We start from the raw sequence: 16,577 nt of genomic DNA on the forward strand, positions 1-16,577 counted from the left end.
GCGGTCGATTTCTCCCATCTCCTCCTGTTCCGCACATTCGAGACCAGAGCTAATAAGGAGACGTAGGATGACTAAAGTACAACTTCAGCCGGCGGACGCGTCTGCGCATCACCAACCTGCGGACAGGTTGCCGTATATCGATGCCACGGACTTCCGTGAAGCGCTTTCCTGCGCAGCGACGGCCGTTACCGTCATCGCGACGGAGGGCTCTGCGGGCAAGGCTGGCGTCACCTGCTCCGCCGTCTGCTCAGTCAGCGACATGCCGCCGACCATCCTCTTCTGCGTCAATCGGCGCAGTGCTGCAAACAGCGTAATCAAGACGAATGGCCTTCTGTCCGTGAACTGGCTGCAAGCTCAGCAATCGGACGTTTCGCAGCTCTTTTCGGGTGTCGGCCACGTGCCGATGCACGAGCGTTTCAACGACACACGCTGGCAGTCGTCCGTCCACGGTATCCCGTACCGCACGGACGCCCTCGTCTCGCTCGATTGCCGTATAGCCTCAGCAATGGAAATCGGCACACACAGCGTTTTCGTTGCACACGTACTGAACGCACGGACGACCGCCGGCATGGCGCCGCTTGTTTATTGCCAGCGCGCGTACGCAACGACACGTCCCACGCAATCCTGACCACGCTGTAATTGACCACCAAAGGAGTACACACACATGATTCGCACCGGCAAGCAGTATCTCGAGTCCCTCAACGACGGACGTAATGTCTGGGTCGGAAACGAGAAAATCGACAATATCGCGACGCATCCCAAGACGCGCGGCTACGCAAAAGTTCACGCAGAATTTTACGATCTCCACCATCGCAAAGACCTGCAGGACGTGGTGACTTTTGTCGACGAAAACGGCGAGCGTCGTTCGATGCAATGGTTCGGCCATCGTAACAAGGACGAATTGCGCCGCAAGCGCAAGTATCACGAGACGGTTATGCGGGAACTGGCGGGCGCATCGTTCCCGCGCACGCCCGACGTTAACAACTACGTGCTGATGACCTATCGCGACGACCCGACGCCATGGGAAGCACAAAGCATCGGTGCGGAGGGCAAAGTCCTGGCGAAGAACATCGTTGCCTTCGTCAACTACGCGCGGGATAACGACTTCAATTGTGCTCCCCAATTCGTCGATCCGCAGATGGACCGATCGGGTCCCGAAGCTCAAGCGAAATCGCCTGGGCTGCGCGTCGTGAAGAAGGATGACAAAGGCATTTACGTTTCCGGGGTCAAGGCAATCGGCACCGGCGTTCCGTTTGCGGATTGGATCCATATCGGCGTCTTCTACCGTCCCGGCATTCCGGGCGAACAGATCATCTTTGCCGCCACGCCCGTCAATACGAAAGGCGTGACCATCGTTTGCCGCGAGAGCACTGTGAAGGAGGATGAAACCGAGCATCCGCTCGCCGCACAAGGTGACGAGCTCGACGGCGTGACTGTGTTCGAAAACGTCTTCATTCCGTGGAGCCATGTGTTTCACGTCGGAAATCCGGAACACGCCAAGCTCTATCCGCAACGCGTGTTCGACTGGTTGCATTATGCTGCGCTCATTCGCCAGGTTGTACGTGCTGAACTGATGGCCGGCCTTGCCATATTGATCACCGAGCACATAGGCACGAGCAAGATTCCACAAGTACAGACGCGCGTTGCCAAGCTGATCGGCTTCCATCAGGCGACGCTCGCACACATGATTGCCGCTGAAGAACTCGGTTTTCATACTCCGGGCGGGCACTATAAACCGAACATCCTTATCTACGACTTCGGTCGCGCCTATTACCTCGAACACTTCTCCTCGATGATCTACGAGCTGGTCGATCTGTGCGGCCGCAGCGCACTGATCTTCCCGACGGATGCTCAATGGAAGGACTCGACGCTTGGTCCGTGGCTCGAGCGTATGAACAATGGCCCGACTGGCAAACCGCTTGACCGCGTGAAGATCGGTCGCGTCGTGCGCGATCTGTTCCTCTCGGATTGGGGCAGCCGTCTCTTCATGTTCGAGAACTTCAATGGTACGCCGCTCATGACAATTCGTTCGCTGACGATGCAGCGTGCGGAGTTCGCTGCCTCTGGACCGTACGGCATGCTCGCATCGAAGGTGTGCGGCATCGAACAAAGCAGCGAAGCGATGACGGAATATGCCGCCTCTGCAGACTACGCGAAGGCTCAGGATAAGGCGCGTCATCAAGAGGAACTCGCCATGCGCAGCGCGTTGACGGTCTAACGACGAACGGCGTGCGACGCGCGTCGCACGCCCGGAAAGTTGGCGCAAGCATGTCGCTCGCCGAGACAGTCGAACAGGACTATTTAACGAATCGCTTATTCTTTGTCGCACCTGCATCGTTTTCATCGTGTTCTCCTCGCGCCTGCATCGCCATCGAGACGATTCTCGCCAGTACCGTCGCCGGGTAGAGATGGCCAATGGATGCCTCAAATATGGTGAGGCCTCGCGCCATAGGGCTAATGGGCAAGATATCTCCGAAGCCTGCCGACGTGAGTGTTGAAAATGAGAAGTACTCGAGCGTCGCACGAAACCCGGAATGATCGCTCGCCTGCGGCAAACCCGAGAAAGCGTTCACGGACAGCAACGTGATTAAACGAAACACTAGCGTAAAGAGAAGACCAATATTTAGATAGATGACAATCGAGCCGAGGGCCCGGTACACCGAGAAGCGGCCAGACGCAAAAACCGTAGCAAAAATCGCTACCGTCAGCAGCAGGAACGTCGTGATGGCCAGCACGTCCGCCCCAACCAGCGCCAACGGATAGTGCTGAAAGCAGTCCAGAACAATGATGGCGACGGATAGCGCAATGGCGATCGAACCGACAGCAAAGGTCCACTCAATGCGAGTGATCCGGACGACAAGCGCGGAAAAGAGAAGCGGCAATACGCCGACCAAACTCACCAGAACGCTCGGCCGCGACGCAGTGGCCGGAATCAAGCCGTAAACAGTGATGGACTGAATGACCAGCAAAGCAACCATCGCTGAATCACGCCTGCTTCGATGGAGTCGCGAGATCGCATCACCCACTTTGTTGATGCCGTTTGTCATACATTTATCCCCTGGCCATACGCACCGCACATTGCAACGCATACTAAACCGATCGGTTCTGTTACGTCAACAGTTCGGCGAATCAACCCGCATTTTCCGGGACTTCTAGTCAATCTGATAACGTACCGGCCAGTGCGATTTCGTCTGTCTTTGTGGTATCGTCGGGTTTTACTTCAGCAGCGATGGAATACATGGCCATCTCGTCAAGGCGCTCGAAGACGGCGACCTCTTCCAGCGGCCTCTTGCCCGACGGGGCAGCAGTCCAGTCCGAAAAGGCACGTCTTGTCCTGGCCGGGGCAAGAACCGTTTTCCTGGCCAATGGCTTTAGCGCCGCGACGACCGACATGATCCAGCAAGCCGCCGGGGTATCGAAATCGACGGTCTATTCGCACTACCCTAACAAGGAAGCCTTGTTCGTAGCCGTTATCGAAGCCGAATGTGAGTTGTTTCTGAAAACTGTCCGCAAGCACAAATTCCCGGAGAAGCGCCTTGCAGACATCCTGCATGCGATAGCTCGGACGTACCTGGAGCTTGTCCTGTCGCCTGATGGATTGGCACTGTATCGCACAGTGGTGTCTGAAGCGCCGAGGTTCCCCGAACTTGGGAGACGGTTCTACCTTGCTGGCCCGGGTGCCATGAACAGCGCTGTCGCGGAAACGCTGGAAGCCGCCGAGTGTAGAGGCGAGGTGGATCTCGGTGGCATCGGTCGTGATTTTGCAGCCGCGCTCTTTGTGAATATGGTGCGTGGCGACGCTCAGATGCAATGCCTGACTCACCCGGATTCCCCTGCGTCTGCTGTCCAACGGGACCAGTGGGCAAAGGACGCGGTCACTGCGTTTCTACGTGCTTTCCAAAAGAACGCCGCAACTGGCTGACATAATGAACCGCAGCGTGTCCCTCACGCCAACTTCGCCGCCGTGCGCTGCCGCTTATCGCCAGTATCTTGATTGCCATGGAAAGTCTTGAAAGAAGTTGAGAAACGATCCCGCTGCACGGCTCAGGCCGACGGCGGAGTCCGATATTCGATTTCGCCGCCCGGCAGAAAGAACATCATCAACGCGCGGCCGACGACGGTCGGGAAATGCTCGGTCATGGGCGCAAATACGCGCCAGCCCGCACCCGTACCGCAGAAATTCGCGCCCGCTTCCGAGGGGATGATCATGTTGATTTCGCCGCGCGTGTGGCAGTGATATTGCCCTTTGACGTTGGCAAGCAGCCCGCTTTCCACACTCAGGCCGGCTGTCTCGGGCGTTGGCTCCGCGATGCGTCCGCGACGATAATCGGGCCCCTCGATTTCCACATACGCGACCCACTTCTCTTCCACACCCCGCTTAAGCAGTTGCGTCATCTCTTCATAGCCTGGGGTGCCCGCACCGAAGCGCGAATTCAGGCTTTGGCCAAGAACATCGTCGAACGGCTGGTTGCCGATGTAGGCACAGACTTCGTGGACAAGCTCCAGCAGCCTCTCTTTGTGTGGCCCGGATGGCAGCATGTTTGTCTCCTGTATTGCTTAAGCGGCGGCGACATCGAGGTCGGCCAGGTTGAAAAAGCGTTGCGCGTTGCCGCTCATCAATTGTCGCTTGGCGAGCGCGTCGAGCCCCGCGTGCGCTTCGATCAATTTGCCGACTTGTTGCTCGCCGAGCGGGTACGGGTAGTCGGAACCGAGCATCACGCGCTCCGGACCCATCACGTCGACCAGCAATTGCAGCGCGCTTTCGTCGAATACCGCGCTGTCGACCGAAAAGCGGTCCACATACGAAGACGGCAGCCGCGGACAATTCTCGCGCACGATATCCCGCTCGCGCCACGCGTTGTCCACGCGACCGAGCAAAAACGCGAAACTGCCGCCGCCGTGCGCGAAGCAGAGCTTGAGCGTCTTCGGAATGCGCTCGAATGCGCCGGACAGAATCAGCGAAAGCATGCTGAGCTGCGTTTCGGCGGGCATCGCGACGAGCCACGGCAGCATCCACTTCTTCATTCTGCCGTCGGTCATCATGTCCCACGGATGCACGAGCACCGGTATGCCTTCGAGAGCGCAATGCGTGAGGAACCGGATCAAGCCCTCGTCGTCCAGGTCCTTGGCTCCGACGTGATTGCCGATCTGCACACCGTGGTGACCGGCGGCGAAAGCACGCGACGCTTCCGCGCAAGCGAGTTCGATGTCCTGCAGCGGCACTTGCGCGAGCACGTTGAGCCGATTGGGCGCGACCGCGCACATCTCCAGTGCGCGATCGTTCATTCGTTGCGCCCATTCGAGCGTCTTCTTGGCCGGGTAGCGATAGCCGAACATGACGGGCGTCGCGCACATCAGTTGAATGTCGATGCCGAGGCGGTCCATGTCTTCCACGCGGCGCCGCGCGTCCCATAGCGGCCGCGTCACCGGCCGGAATTCCCGGCTGCCGGTCATGATCATCGCGCTCTCGCCGCCGGCGGCGGGCGCGAGCCACGGGGCGTGCTCGGGATCCAGGCTCGCGGCCTCCTCCCGCGTAATCGACGGGAAAAAGTGCGAGTGGATATCGATTCGTCGTGTCATACGATCAACCTTCGAGATTGCGGGCGATACGAGTTCACGCGCCCGAACTCGTGGTGAATTCCGCCTGGCCGATGCCGGACACCACGCACTGCACGTGCAGGCCCGGTGTGAGCGCTTGGGCCGCGGTCGCCGCCCCAGCCATGATGAGCGAGCCGGCGGGAAGCGGCGTCTCAGCCTCGGCGACCAGATGCGACGCTTGCACGACGGAGCGCAACGGATGGCCAAGAATCGCAGCGGTCGAGCCGGTCTGCACGTCGCGCCCGTTAAAGCGCATCAGCACGCCCGCGTTGCGCAGCACGTCGAAGCGCCGCGACCACGCGCCGATCACGAGGCCCGCCGACGAGCAATTGTCGGCGACGACATCCTCGAGCGTGAAGCGAAACGCGCGATAACGCGAATCGATGATCTCCATCGCCGGCGCAACGGCCTCGATGTACGCGTGCGCTTCGAGCGCGGTCAAAGGCCGGTCGATATCGCGGCGCGTCACGAAGCAAACCTCCGGTTCAACGCGAGGATGAATGAAGCGCGATAGATCCACGCTTGCGCCTTCGGCTTCGAGCATCGCGTCGGTCAGCCAGCCCCAGATCAGGCTGTCCACACCCATCTGGATCATCTTGGCGCGGCTCGTGAAGCCGAGCTTGATGCCGACCGTGCGCTCCCCGCGTTGCGTGCGGCGCTTGATCGAAGCGCGCTGAATCTCGTATGCCTGCCCAAGCGAAAACGATTCGCCTGCGCTCAATTGCTCGATCGCTTCGACATGGCGTGCGGCGTCGTCGACACGCGCGGCTGCTGTAGCAACGTTCATTGCGCGACCTCCGCCGTTTCCTTGCGCTTCATGAGATCGAGCGCGACGTCGACGATCATGTCTTCCTGGCCGCCGACCATGCGCCGGCTGCCCAGCTCGACCATGATGTCGAACGCCGAGATGCCGTATTTCGCCGCGGCGGCTTCGGTATGCCGCAAGAAGCTCGAATAGATGCCCGCGTAGCCGAGCGCGAGCGTCTCGCGATCCACGCGCACCGGGCGCTCCTGCAACGGACGCACGATATCGTCGGCTGCGTCGATCAGCTTCTTCACGTCGCAGCCGTGATTGAGGCCCATGCGGTCCACTGCGGCGATGAAGACTTCGAGCGGCGCGTTGCCGGCGCCCGCGCCCATGCCGGTCAGCGAGGCATCGACGCGCTCGCACCCCGCTTCGAGCGCGACGATCGAATTGGCGACGCCGAGCGACAAGTTGTGATGCGCGTGAATGCCCGTCTGCGTGGCGGGGTCGAGCCTATCCTTGAACGCGCGAATCCGTTGCGCGACCTCGCGCATGTTCAACGCGCCGCCCGAATCGACGACATAGACGCACTGCGCGCCGTAGCGCTCCATCAATTTCGCCTGCTTGGCGAGCGACTCGGGATCGGTGCGATGAGACATCATCAGAAAGCCGACCGTATCCATTCCGAGCGTGCGCGCGTATTCGATGTGCTGCTTCGAAATATCCGCTTCGGTGCAATGCGTGGCGATGCGTACGACGCGCGCGCCCGCGTCGTACGCGCTGCGCAAGTCGTGCACGGTGCCGATGCCCGGCAACAGCAGCGTCGCCACCTTCGCGCGCTTCACGGCGCCGGCCACCGCAGCGATCCATTCGAGGTCGGTGTGCGCACCGAAGCCGTAGTTGAAGCTCGACCCGGCGAGGCCGTCGCCGTGCGCGACCTCGATGCTGTCGACACCCGCTTCGTCCAGCGCAACCGCGATCGCCACCGCCTGCTCGACCGAATACTGATGACGGATCGCATGCATGCCGTCGCGCAGCGTGACGTCCGAGACGTAAATCTTTCTGTCGTTCATGGTGAAACGTGCCCTCCGTCACGCAGCCAGCCGGATGGCGGCCAGTTGATCCGCGGCACGCACGGCGGCCGCGGTCATGATGTCGAGATTGCCGGCGTAGGCCGGCAGATAGTGCGCGGCGCCTTCCACTTCGAGAAAGACGCTGACCTTGAGTCCGTGCTTGGCCGCGCCGCAGTGCTTGGCGAACTGCGCGGGAATCGCCACCCGATCGAACTGCACTGCCTGCTTCAAGCGATAGCCCGGCACATAAGCGTTGACGTCGCCGGCCATCGCGTGCACCGACGCTTCGATCGCCTCTCGATCAGCATGCTCGTCCGTGAGGCAATACACGGTATCGCGCATCATCAGCGGCGGTTCCGCCGGGTTCAGCACGATGATCGCCTTGCCGGCCGTTGCGCCGCCGACGCTTTCGATCGCGCGCGACGTGGTCTCGGTGAACTCGTCGATGTTCGCGCGCGTTCCCGGTCCCGCCGAGCGGCTCGAGATCGACGCCACGATCTCCGCGTAGTGCACGCTCGCCACGCGCGAGACCGCCTTGACCATCGGAATCGTTGCCTGTCCGCCGCAGGTCACCATGTTGATATTGGGCGCATCCAAGTGCTGCCCCAGATTGACGGCCGGCACGACGAACGGGCCGATCGCAGCGGGCGTCAGGTCGATCGCCGTGATGCCGTGCTTGGCGAGCACTTCGGCATGGCGATGATGTGCGCCGGCGGAAGTCGCATCGAATGCAATCTTGATCTCTTTGAATTGCGGCATCGCGAGCAAGCCGTCGATACCGTCCGCGGTGACCGCAACGTCCAGGCGCGCGGCACGGGCGAGCCCGTCGGAAGCCGGATCGATACCGGCCATCGCGCGCATCGTCAGATGTTTCGAATGGCGCATCAACTTGAACATCAAGTCCGTGCCGATGTTTCCCGAACCGATGACCGCGACCGGGACTCGAGCCATATCTTTCACGATTGAGACTCCGTTTGAGTGGAAAACAGCGCACGCACCGAGCCGAGCCCTTCGATGCCAGCGGTAAAGACGTCGCCCGGCTGAACGGCCGCCATCGGGCCCAGTGCCCCGGTCAGGACGATGTCGCCGGCACGCAGCGGCGCACCGAGACGCACGAGCGTGTCGGCAAGCCAGATCGCCGCGATCAGCGGATTGCCGAGACAGGCGGCGCCCGCCCCGACGCTCACCTGATCGCCGCGCCGCTCCATCGACATGCCGCAGCCGACGATATCGAAATCGCTCAGCTTCACGGGCCGGCTGCCGAGCACGAAAAGGCCGCTCGATGCGTTGTCCGCGACGGTATCGGCAAGCCGTATGTCCCAATTGCGGATGCGGCTGCCGACGACTTCGATCGCCGGCAATGCATACGCCGTCGCGCGCAGGATGTCGGCAACCGTGTGCCGTTCGTGCGGCAGGTCGTGTTCGAGCACGAGCGCGATCTCGGCCTCGACCTTCGGCTGCTGCGTGCGCTCGAACGGGATCTCCTGGCCGTCGCTGCAGGCCATCCAATCGAAGAGCGCGCCGAAGTCGGGCTGATCGACGCCGAGCTGCGTCTGCACCGCCTTCGACGTGAGGCCGATCTTGCGGCCGACAATCCGCGCGCCCGCTTCGATGTGCCGCGACGTGTTGATCTGCTGCACGCGATAAGCGTTCTCGAGCATGTCGCCGTCGAGCGCGGCGATCGCGTCGCGCACCGGCGCAACCGGCACGAACGGCGTGCCCGTTTGCGCTTGCCAGAGCGCGTCGGCGAGCTGGTGCATCGTTTGAGAAGACTTGGACATTAGGCGATCCTCACGCAGACGTTGGTCAGTTCCGAATAGAAGTCCATCGAATGCCGGCCGCCTTCGCGGCCGAAGCCGGAAAGCTTGGTGCCGCCGAACGGCGTGCGAAGGTCGCGCTCGAACCATGCGTTGAGCCACACGATGCCCGTTTCGATCTGGCGCGCGACGCGATGCCCGCGCTGCAGGTTCGACGTCCACACGCTCGCGGCAAGGCCATACGCGCTGTCGTTGACGCGCCGCACCACCTCGTCTTCGGCGTCGAACGGCGCAACATGGCACACGGGGCCGAAGATTTCCTCCGTCACGCATCGTGCGTCATCGGGCAAGCCGGTCCAGATCGTCGGTTCGACAAACGCGCCGTTGTCGTTCGCATCGCCGAATGCCGGCACGCCGCCGCCGGTGACGACCGTCGCGCCTTCTGCCACCGCCAGCTTGAAGTAGCTCAGCACCTTGTCGCGATGCTGCTGCGAGATCATCGGCCCCGTGGTCGTTCCCGGCTCGTACGGCGAGCCCACCTCGAGCGCTTCAGTCTTCTCTTTCAGCGCCGCGACGAAGCGCTCGAAGATCGGACGCTCGACATACACGCGCTCCGAACACAGGCACACTTGACCCGCATTCGTGAAGCTCGAACGGAGCACACCCTCCACCGCCTGATCGAAGTCGGCATCGGCAAACACGACCGCCGCGTTCTTGCCGCCGAGCTCGAACGACACGTTCTTCACGCCGTCCGCGACCGCCTTCATGATCGCGCTGCCGGTCTTCGACTCGCCGGTAAACGTGATCGCGTCGATATCGGCGTGACGGGTCAGCCATTCGCCCGCCGCATTCGCGCCATGTCCGTGAATCAAATTGAAAACGCCGGCGGGCAGCCCGATGTCGCGCATCACTTCGGCGAGCAGCGTCGCCGAGGTCGGCGTCTCTTCCGAAGGCTTCGCGACGACGCAGTTGCCCATCGCGAGCGCCGGCGCCACTTTCCACGAGAACAGCAAGAGCGGCAGATTCCAAGGCGAAATCACGCCGACCACGCCAAGCGGCTTGCGCGTCACGTAGTTGATGAACTCGCGCCCGTCGCTCGTCGACGTCTCGAAGAACTCGCTGTGCGATGTCCGCACGAGATCCGCGAAGGTGCGGAAATTGGCGATGCCGCGCGCGACGTCGAGGCTTCGCGCCTGGCTGACCGGGCGCCCGGTATCGGCCACTTCCGCCGCGACGAAATCGTCGAAGCGCACCTGGATACCATCGGCGATCTTGTGCAGCCAATCGGCGCGCGCTTGCGCGCTCAGTTGTCCCCACGGACCGCGCTGCGCACGCTTGGCTGCACGCACCGCCGCATCGACGATGCGCATGTCGGCCTCCGCCACGCGCGACAGCTCGCTTCCGTCGACCGGGCTGATATTGGCGAAAGTCTGGTCCGAGTCGGCGAAGTCTCCGTCGACGAAATGGCGCAGCCGTTTCGGCAAGGCGGCTTGCGAAGATGCGTTCACGTAGTTCACTTGCACTCCTGCTGTCACAGTGATTGAAAGTCAGTGTAGGCAAGTGCATCGCCGCTGAACAATCAAAGATTCGCTGGCTGGTATAAGGAGGCGGAATAGCAGGCGGCGAAGCACACGCTCAGGTCGGGCCCACTTCCCTCAAGCATTGAATGAACGCTTCGCAAGCGGGACTGAGCGTCTTGCCCGAACGCACGCTAAAGCCGATCGTGCCGAACGAGCCCGTTTCGCGGATCTCGAGAATGCGCAGCAATCCGCAGCGCACGAACTGGGCGGCGGCGACGTGCGGCATCACGGCCACGCGCGGGGCGTCGAGCAGCAGCCCGAGGTTCGTCAACACCGACAGCGATTCGACGAGGTCTTCCGGCAGCTTCAAGCCGGCTGCGCGAAACATGCGCTCTACGGCAAGCCTCAACGGAGAGTCGACCGTCGGCAGAATCCACGGCATGCCGGCGAGATCCCTGAGCGACGCATTCGGTGCGCGCGCCAGCTCGTGCCCCGCACCGACCACGACCGCGAGAGCGTCTTCGAACAGCGCATGATGCGTCAATGGAAAAGCGTCGGAGAGCGGCAGCTCGACCTCGGGCAGACGGCCCACCACGATATCGAGTTCGCCGGTGGCGAGCGCAGGAAACAACTGTGCGGTAGGTCCTTCGCGCACCGTGACGAGCACATTCGGCGCGCGCGCCTTGAGGTGGGTGATCGCCGTCGGCAGCAGATGCGCCGATGCGGAGATCAGCGTTCCGACCACCACATGCCCCGCTTCGCCGAAACGGAATTGATCCAATTCTTCCGTCATATGACGAAACTCGGCGAGCAGCGACTTCACGCGCCGCCCGACGACGCGGCCCAGATCGGTCGGCACCACGCCTCGATTCGAACGCGCGAACAGCGCGCCTTGAAACGATGCCTCGAGCTCTTGAATGACCTTGGTCACGGCGGGCTGCGTGAGCCGCATTTCGTTGGCGGCATGCAAGATCGAGCCGGTCTCCATGACCCGGTCGAAGATCAGCAATTGACTGAGTTTGAGACTGCGGCTCAATCCGATCTGGCTTAGTCGATGCTGACGCATGGTCGTGGACGGCGCTTACTATTCCGCCTTCGCGCCGCGCCCGGGATGGACCGTTCCGCAGTGCGGACACGTGCGCTTCGCTTGCGATTCGTAGAACGCGGCAAAGAGCGGCGGCAGATCCTCGACGATATTTTTCAGCTGGATTTCGACGCGGTGCACGACGCCGTTGCAGCTGTCGCAATACCATTCGAACGCATCGATCGCGCCGTCGGCGCGCTGCCGCTCGATGACGAGACACGCACTGCCCGCTTCCGGCCGCTGCGGCGAATGACGCAGATGAGGCGGCAGCAGAAAGACGTCCCCCTCCTTCAGGTCGACACGCTCGCGGCGGCCGTCCGCGATCAGGTTCAGGTAGGCGTTGCCTCTTAGCTGATAGAAGAACTCCTCGTGCGGATCGTCGTGATAGTCGGTGCGGTGATTGGGGCCGCCCACCACCGTCACGATGAAATCCGCGTCCTGCCAGACCTGCTGATTGCCCACCGGCGGCTTGAGCAAATGCGCGTGCTCGTCGATCCAACGGGAAAAGTTAAACGGACGGCCATAGGTCAGCATGCTCGTCTCCACTCAAGATTTCGCGCGCCCGTCTGCTCCGGTGCGCGGAAGATACGCGACTGCCTTGATCTCGATCGCGAGGAGCGGATGCGGCAACTGGTGAACGGCGACGGTGGTCCGGGCCGGCCCGGTCTCGTCGAAATACTCCCCGTACACCTCGTTATAGCCGCCGAAGTCGTTCATGTTGACGAGAAACGCCGTGATGTCGACGAGGCTGGACAGGTCCGCGCCTTGCGCGCGCAGAATATCCCGGAGGTTCTCGATGACCGCGCGAGTCTGCGCCCGGATATCGACTTGCGCCGTGCCGAACGCGTCCGCACGGGCGCCGACGAACGTGTTGTCGGGCAGGCGCGCGCTCGTCCCCGATACGTAGAGAAAGTCTCCGGCCCGCACGACATGCGGGAATCGTCCGCGAGGCTTGGCTTTGTCGGCAACGACCAGGCCCTGAATGACGTCTTCCATTGGATTGCCCCTTGCACTGAGTGACGGATGCCAGTCTATGAAGCGCGAAGCCGCCTGAATAATCAAAATTCGTCCGCCTGCTATTCAGTTTTGGAATACCGCTATGACGCAGCGCAACACGGCACGGAAAGGCGCGCCATGCCGTCGAATTCTTCCGATGTCCAGCGCAATTCACGCATACCCGGCGCCTCCTGTCGACGTGAACGATCAATGCCGATGTTTCGAGCGATCGTAGCGCAAACCGGGTCCGCGCAAGCAGGCTGCAAATAGACACTATCCAAGGGCCTGCATGCCGCACGCGGCGGATCTGCCCTATGCTCGCGGCTCGGAAGCCGCGCGCTGCGACACGCCTGCGCGAGCGATCATCGCGCACGCGAACTGCGGCATACTGAACCCGTCTCCAAGCAACCGTGTAACGCGCTTTACGCCTGCTTCGCGCACTTGAAGGAAACGAATATGTCATTCGCTCACGCGCCCCATCGCCGCATCGCCGCATCCGGGCCCACGTCCGCTGCCGAGCAGCAGACCCGCATCGATCTCGCCGCCGCCTACCGGCTCGCCGCCCTCAATCAATGGGACGATCTCATCTACACGCATATCTCGGCGAGCGTGCCGGACGAGCCCGGCCATTTCCTGATCAACCCGTTCGGGCTCGCATTCGAGGAAGTGTGCGCGTCGAATCTCGTGAAGATCGACATCGAAGGCAACATCGTCGGCGAGAGCGAATACCCCGTGAACGCAACGGGCTTCGCGCTGCACGCCGCCGTGCACGCCGCGCGCGCCGCCGCTTTTTGCGTGATGCATCTGCACAATACGGCGGGCATTGCCGTCTCCGCGCAGCGCGAGGGCCTCTTGCCCGCTTCGCAGCACGCGCTGCGCTTTTACGGCCAGCTCGCCTATCACGACTATGAAGGGCTGGCGTTCACGCCAGCCGAAGGCGCGCGGCTCGTGGCGCACCTAGGCGACAAACCCGCGATGCTGTTGCGCAATCACGGCACGCTGACCGCCGGCCGCACTGTCGCGGAGGCTTATGTGCTGATGGCCACGCTCATCAAAGCCTGCGAAATACAGCTCCAGGCGCAAGGCAGCAAGCAAGACCTCGTGCTGCCGGACGACACTGTCGCCAAGCGCACGGCGGAGCAACTGCTCGACGGCGGCGCAATCGAAGGCGTGCTCGAATGGCCCGCGCTGCTGCGCAAGCTCGACCGCATCGATACGTCGTATCGCGACTAAGCAAGTCGCGGCGCCAACCTATTCATCCCACCAATTGCCAAGGAGAAAAGCAATGCCGACATTCCATATCGAACTGTTCGAAGGCCGAAGCATTGAGCAAAAACGCAAGTTCGTCGAAGCGATTACGCGCGTGACGTGTGAGACGCTCGGCTGCGAAGCGAGCTCCGTAGACATCATCCTCACCGACGTCAAGCGCGAAAACTGGGCGACCGCGGGCCGCCTGTGGTCCGATCCGGAGCCGTCCGTTTGAACGGCTCTCGACCTCGCTGAAGTTCTTTGCACGCCTTAGCGTGCAAAGCACGAAAGCGGCGCTTTTCAAGGCCCCTGTCCGAAATGCGCGAGGCTTCGACGCCTCGCGGCACAATATTTCAACAAAACCGCAACGGCGAACTTTTGTCCTTGCATCGCTATTTGGCGGGCACTAATTTTCCGTTCTAGGACCGCGTAAAAGGGATCGGCGCAACGCCCGGCACCTCGCGAGCTTCGCGCGCCGACGCGGCCCGGCAGGTCACAACGGGAGCCCCACCATGCATCGCCCGCCGATCTTCGCGGCGGGTGTGGCCGTGCGCCGCGCTCGCCTGGTACCGAGAATGTTTCGCCGTCCGCATCGTGCGCCAAGCATCCTCCATGACGGTTTTTCCGCTTATTGCGAATGCCCCGCGTGGCATCGCATTGTGTTGCCCAGGCACACAGGCGAGAGGCAAGACGGGCACCACTGCCTGTTCGCGCCTCGACGGCGGCAGAGCATTTCGTTCGACTGAGAATTGCGCAATGAGGCCCGGGCGTTATCAATTTGAAATAACCATGAAAGAAATCTGCAAGAAGGGCGGCGCGCCGTGCGCGCTGCAGCGCGGTAGATTGCCGCACTTTTCAATGATCAGTCAATTGACGTCCGTCAATTTGTGCTTCAACGAATCGTTACGCATCAGTGACTTACGTCTCGAAATTTGATGCGCGTCATTGACGACTCGTCATAAAGCGCCGGAACGCAGCGCAGCAAATTTCGCGTCGCTGCTCTAACCTTGGGTCCATCTGCATAGCACAGCGCAGTGCGCGCCGGCATCGGCCGGCACGCGTGGTCAACTTCTGCTCTCTGGCTTATGGAACCCGCACTCAGCGCTTTCGAACTGGCGCGCATTCAGTTCGCCTTCACCATTTCATTCCACATCGTCTTTCCGGCGCTCAGCATCGGCCTCGCAAGCTTCATCACCGTGCTCGAATGGCGTTGGCTCAAGACCGGCAAGGCGTACTACAAAGACCTGTGTCTGTTCTGGTCGAAGATCTTCGCGATCGCCTTCGGCATGGGCGTCGTTTCGGGCGTCGTGATGAGCTACGAATTCGGCACCAACTGGGCCGGTTTCTCCAAGTTCGCCGGCCCCATCACCGGACCGCTCTTGACCTACGAGGTGATGACCGCGTTCTTTCTCGAAGCGGGCTTCCTCGGGATCGCACTGTTCGGATGGAAACGCGTCGGCCCGCGCGCGCATTTCGGTGCAACGCTGATGGTGGCGATCGGCACGCTGATCTCGACATTCTGGATTCTCGCGTCCAATAGCTGGATGCAGACGCCGCAAGGCTTCACGATCGCCGACGGCCATGTGGTTCCGGTGGACTGGTTCAAGATCATCTTCAATCCGTCGTTCCCGTATCGTCTCGCGCATATGACGCTCGCCGCGTTCATCGTCGCCGCGCTCGTGGTGGCCGCAACGGGTGCCTGGCATCTGCTCAAGGGCCGGCGCGACCCGGCGGTCAAGAAGATGTTTTCGATGGCGCTGTGGCTGCTCCTGATCTTCACGCCGATTCAAGCGTTCGTCGGCGATCAGCACGGCTTGAACACGCGCAAGTACCAGCCCGCGAAGATCGCGGCGATCGAGGGCTTGTGGCAGACCGAGAAAGGCGGCACGGGGCTCAATCTGTTCGGCATCCCCGACATGGATGCGGAAATCACGCGTTACGCCGTGGCGATTCCACACCTCGGCAGCCTGATTCTCACGCACAGTTGGGACGGCGAGATTCGCGGCCTGAAAGAGTTTCCGAAGGAAGACAGGCCGAATTCGACCGTGGTGTTCTGGAGTTTTCGCATCATGGCCGGGCTCGGCATGCTGATGATCCTGATGTCCGCGCTGTCGTGGTGGCTGCGCCTGCGCGGGCGCCTTTTCGACGCGAAGTGGTTTCACCGCTTCGTCGTCGCAATGGGGCCGACCGGCGTCATCTCGCTGCTCGCGGGCTGGGTCACGACCGAAGTCGGCCGCCAGCCGTGGGTCGTGTACGGCGTGATGCGCACGGCGCAGGCGGTGTCGCCGCTCACCACGCAGCAAGTCGGCATTTCGCTGATGGTATTCGTGGCCGTCTACTTCCTCGTGTTCGGCACGGGCGTGTACTACATCCTGAAGCTGATGCAAAACGGGCCCGCGCTGCCGCCGCCGCGGCGGGAGACGGAACGCGACACGCCGCACGATACGAAGCCGCGCCCCACGCATCAGCCGATGCCCGCGCCCAAACACTTGATCGACGCCTGAGCGCGCGCCGCATCGCTATCGCCGGAACTCACAAAACCCCTGGATTTCGAGG

The 16,577-nt window shown here is 61.9% G+C and carries 17 protein-coding genes; 6 read left to right on the forward strand and 11 right to left on the reverse strand.

Annotated elements, in window-relative coordinates; translation table 11 throughout:
• Positions 1-67: 67 nt before the first annotated feature.
• The gene (locus J3489_RS01280) at positions 68-628 is read left to right on the forward strand and encodes a flavin reductase (RefSeq protein ID WP_206995389.1); all 561 of its coding nucleotides are present in this window, start codon (positions 68-70) and stop codon (positions 626-628) included.
• Between the two features lie 36 nt (positions 629-664).
• On the forward strand, positions 665-2,218 hold the full coding sequence (locus J3489_RS01285) for a 4-hydroxyphenylacetate 3-hydroxylase family protein (RefSeq protein ID WP_206995391.1): 1,554 nt from the start codon (positions 665-667) through the stop codon (positions 2,216-2,218).
• 79 nt (positions 2,219-2,297) lie between these two features.
• Here the strand turns inward: J3489_RS01285 and J3489_RS01290 are convergent, their stop codons facing one another.
• Entirely contained in the window at positions 2,298-3,047 is a 750-nt protein-coding gene (locus J3489_RS01290; protein WP_206995393.1) for an ion channel, read from the reverse strand.
• A 182-nt stretch (positions 3,048-3,229) separates the two neighbouring features.
• Between J3489_RS01290 and J3489_RS01295 the strand changes: the two genes are divergently transcribed.
• Positions 3,230-3,922: a TetR/AcrR family transcriptional regulator gene (locus tag J3489_RS01295; protein ID WP_309491310.1), complete on the forward strand. Its 693-nt coding sequence runs from the start codon at positions 3,230-3,232 to the stop codon at positions 3,920-3,922.
• A 122-nt stretch (positions 3,923-4,044) separates the two neighbouring features.
• Here the strand turns inward: J3489_RS01295 and J3489_RS01300 are convergent, their stop codons facing one another.
• The 10 genes from J3489_RS01300 to J3489_RS01345 form a co-directional block, all read right to left on the reverse strand.
• A complete protein-coding gene (locus J3489_RS01300) occupies positions 4,045-4,539 on the reverse strand; it encodes a 4-hydroxylaminobenzoate lyase (protein ID WP_206995395.1) in 495 nt (164 codons plus the stop codon).
• Positions 4,540-4,557: 18 nt separating this feature from the next.
• The gene (locus tag J3489_RS01305) at positions 4,558-5,580 is read right to left on the reverse strand and encodes an amidohydrolase family protein (protein ID WP_206995397.1); all 1,023 of its coding nucleotides are present in this window, start codon (positions 5,578-5,580) and stop codon (positions 4,558-4,560) included.
• Positions 5,581-5,614: 34 nt separating this feature from the next.
• Positions 5,615-6,385 carry a 2-keto-4-pentenoate hydratase gene (locus J3489_RS01310; protein WP_206995404.1) on the reverse strand — a complete coding sequence of 257 codons (771 nt, stop codon included), beginning with the start codon at positions 6,383-6,385 and terminating at the stop codon, positions 5,615-5,617.
• Entirely contained in the window at positions 6,382-7,416 is a 1,035-nt protein-coding gene (dmpG, locus tag J3489_RS01315) for a 4-hydroxy-2-oxovalerate aldolase (protein ID WP_206995406.1), read from the reverse strand. Before dmpG ends, J3489_RS01310 begins: the two co-directional genes overlap by 4 nt.
• An 18-nt stretch (positions 7,417-7,434) precedes the next feature.
• A complete protein-coding gene (locus J3489_RS01320; protein WP_206996012.1) occupies positions 7,435-8,367 on the reverse strand; it encodes an acetaldehyde dehydrogenase (acetylating) in 933 nt (310 codons plus the stop codon).
• A 5-nt stretch (positions 8,368-8,372) separates the two neighbouring features.
• Positions 8,373-9,176, reverse strand: coding sequence for a 2-keto-4-pentenoate hydratase (locus J3489_RS01325; RefSeq protein ID WP_206996021.1), 804 nt, complete (start codon positions 9,174-9,176; stop codon positions 8,373-8,375).
• Positions 9,177-9,196: 20 nt separating this feature from the next.
• Positions 9,197-10,681 (reverse strand): 2-hydroxymuconic semialdehyde dehydrogenase, encoded by a 1,485-nt coding sequence (locus tag J3489_RS01330; protein ID WP_374193420.1) that lies wholly within the window; start codon positions 10,679-10,681, stop codon positions 9,197-9,199.
• Positions 10,682-10,808: 127 nt separating this feature from the next.
• Entirely contained in the window at positions 10,809-11,759 is a 951-nt protein-coding gene (locus J3489_RS01335; protein ID WP_206995409.1) for a LysR family transcriptional regulator, read from the reverse strand.
• An 18-nt stretch (positions 11,760-11,777) separates the two neighbouring features.
• Positions 11,778-12,311, reverse strand: a complete 534-nt coding sequence (locus J3489_RS01340) for a 3-hydroxyanthranilate 3,4-dioxygenase (RefSeq protein WP_206995411.1) — start codon at positions 12,309-12,311, stop codon at positions 11,778-11,780.
• 12 nt (positions 12,312-12,323) lie between these two features.
• Positions 12,324-12,773, reverse strand: a complete 450-nt coding sequence (locus J3489_RS01345) for a RidA family protein (protein WP_206995413.1) — start codon at positions 12,771-12,773, stop codon at positions 12,324-12,326.
• A 456-nt stretch (positions 12,774-13,229) separates the two neighbouring features.
• Here J3489_RS01345 and J3489_RS01350 point away from each other — a divergent pair, with 456 nt between their 5' ends.
• The 3 genes from J3489_RS01350 to J3489_RS01360 all read left to right on the forward strand — a co-directional run bounded on the left by J3489_RS01350 (position 13,230) and on the right by J3489_RS01360 (position 16,525).
• A complete protein-coding gene (locus J3489_RS01350; RefSeq protein WP_206995415.1) occupies positions 13,230-14,006 on the forward strand; it encodes a class II aldolase/adducin family protein in 777 nt (258 codons plus the stop codon).
• Positions 13,996-14,256 (forward strand): 4-oxalocrotonate tautomerase, encoded by a 261-nt coding sequence (locus J3489_RS38240; protein WP_309491318.1) that lies wholly within the window; start codon positions 13,996-13,998, stop codon positions 14,254-14,256. Before J3489_RS01350 ends, J3489_RS38240 begins: the two co-directional genes overlap by 11 nt.
• A gap of 850 nt (positions 14,257-15,106) precedes the next feature.
• Positions 15,107-16,525, forward strand: coding sequence for a cytochrome ubiquinol oxidase subunit I (locus J3489_RS01360; RefSeq protein ID WP_206995418.1), 1,419 nt, complete (start codon positions 15,107-15,109; stop codon positions 16,523-16,525).
• The last annotated feature ends 52 nt before the right edge of the window (positions 16,526-16,577 follow it).

The sequence above is a fragment of the Trinickia mobilis genome (assembly GCF_017315705.1).
GTDB lineage: Bacteria > Pseudomonadota > Gammaproteobacteria > Burkholderiales > Burkholderiaceae > Trinickia_A > Trinickia_A mobilis.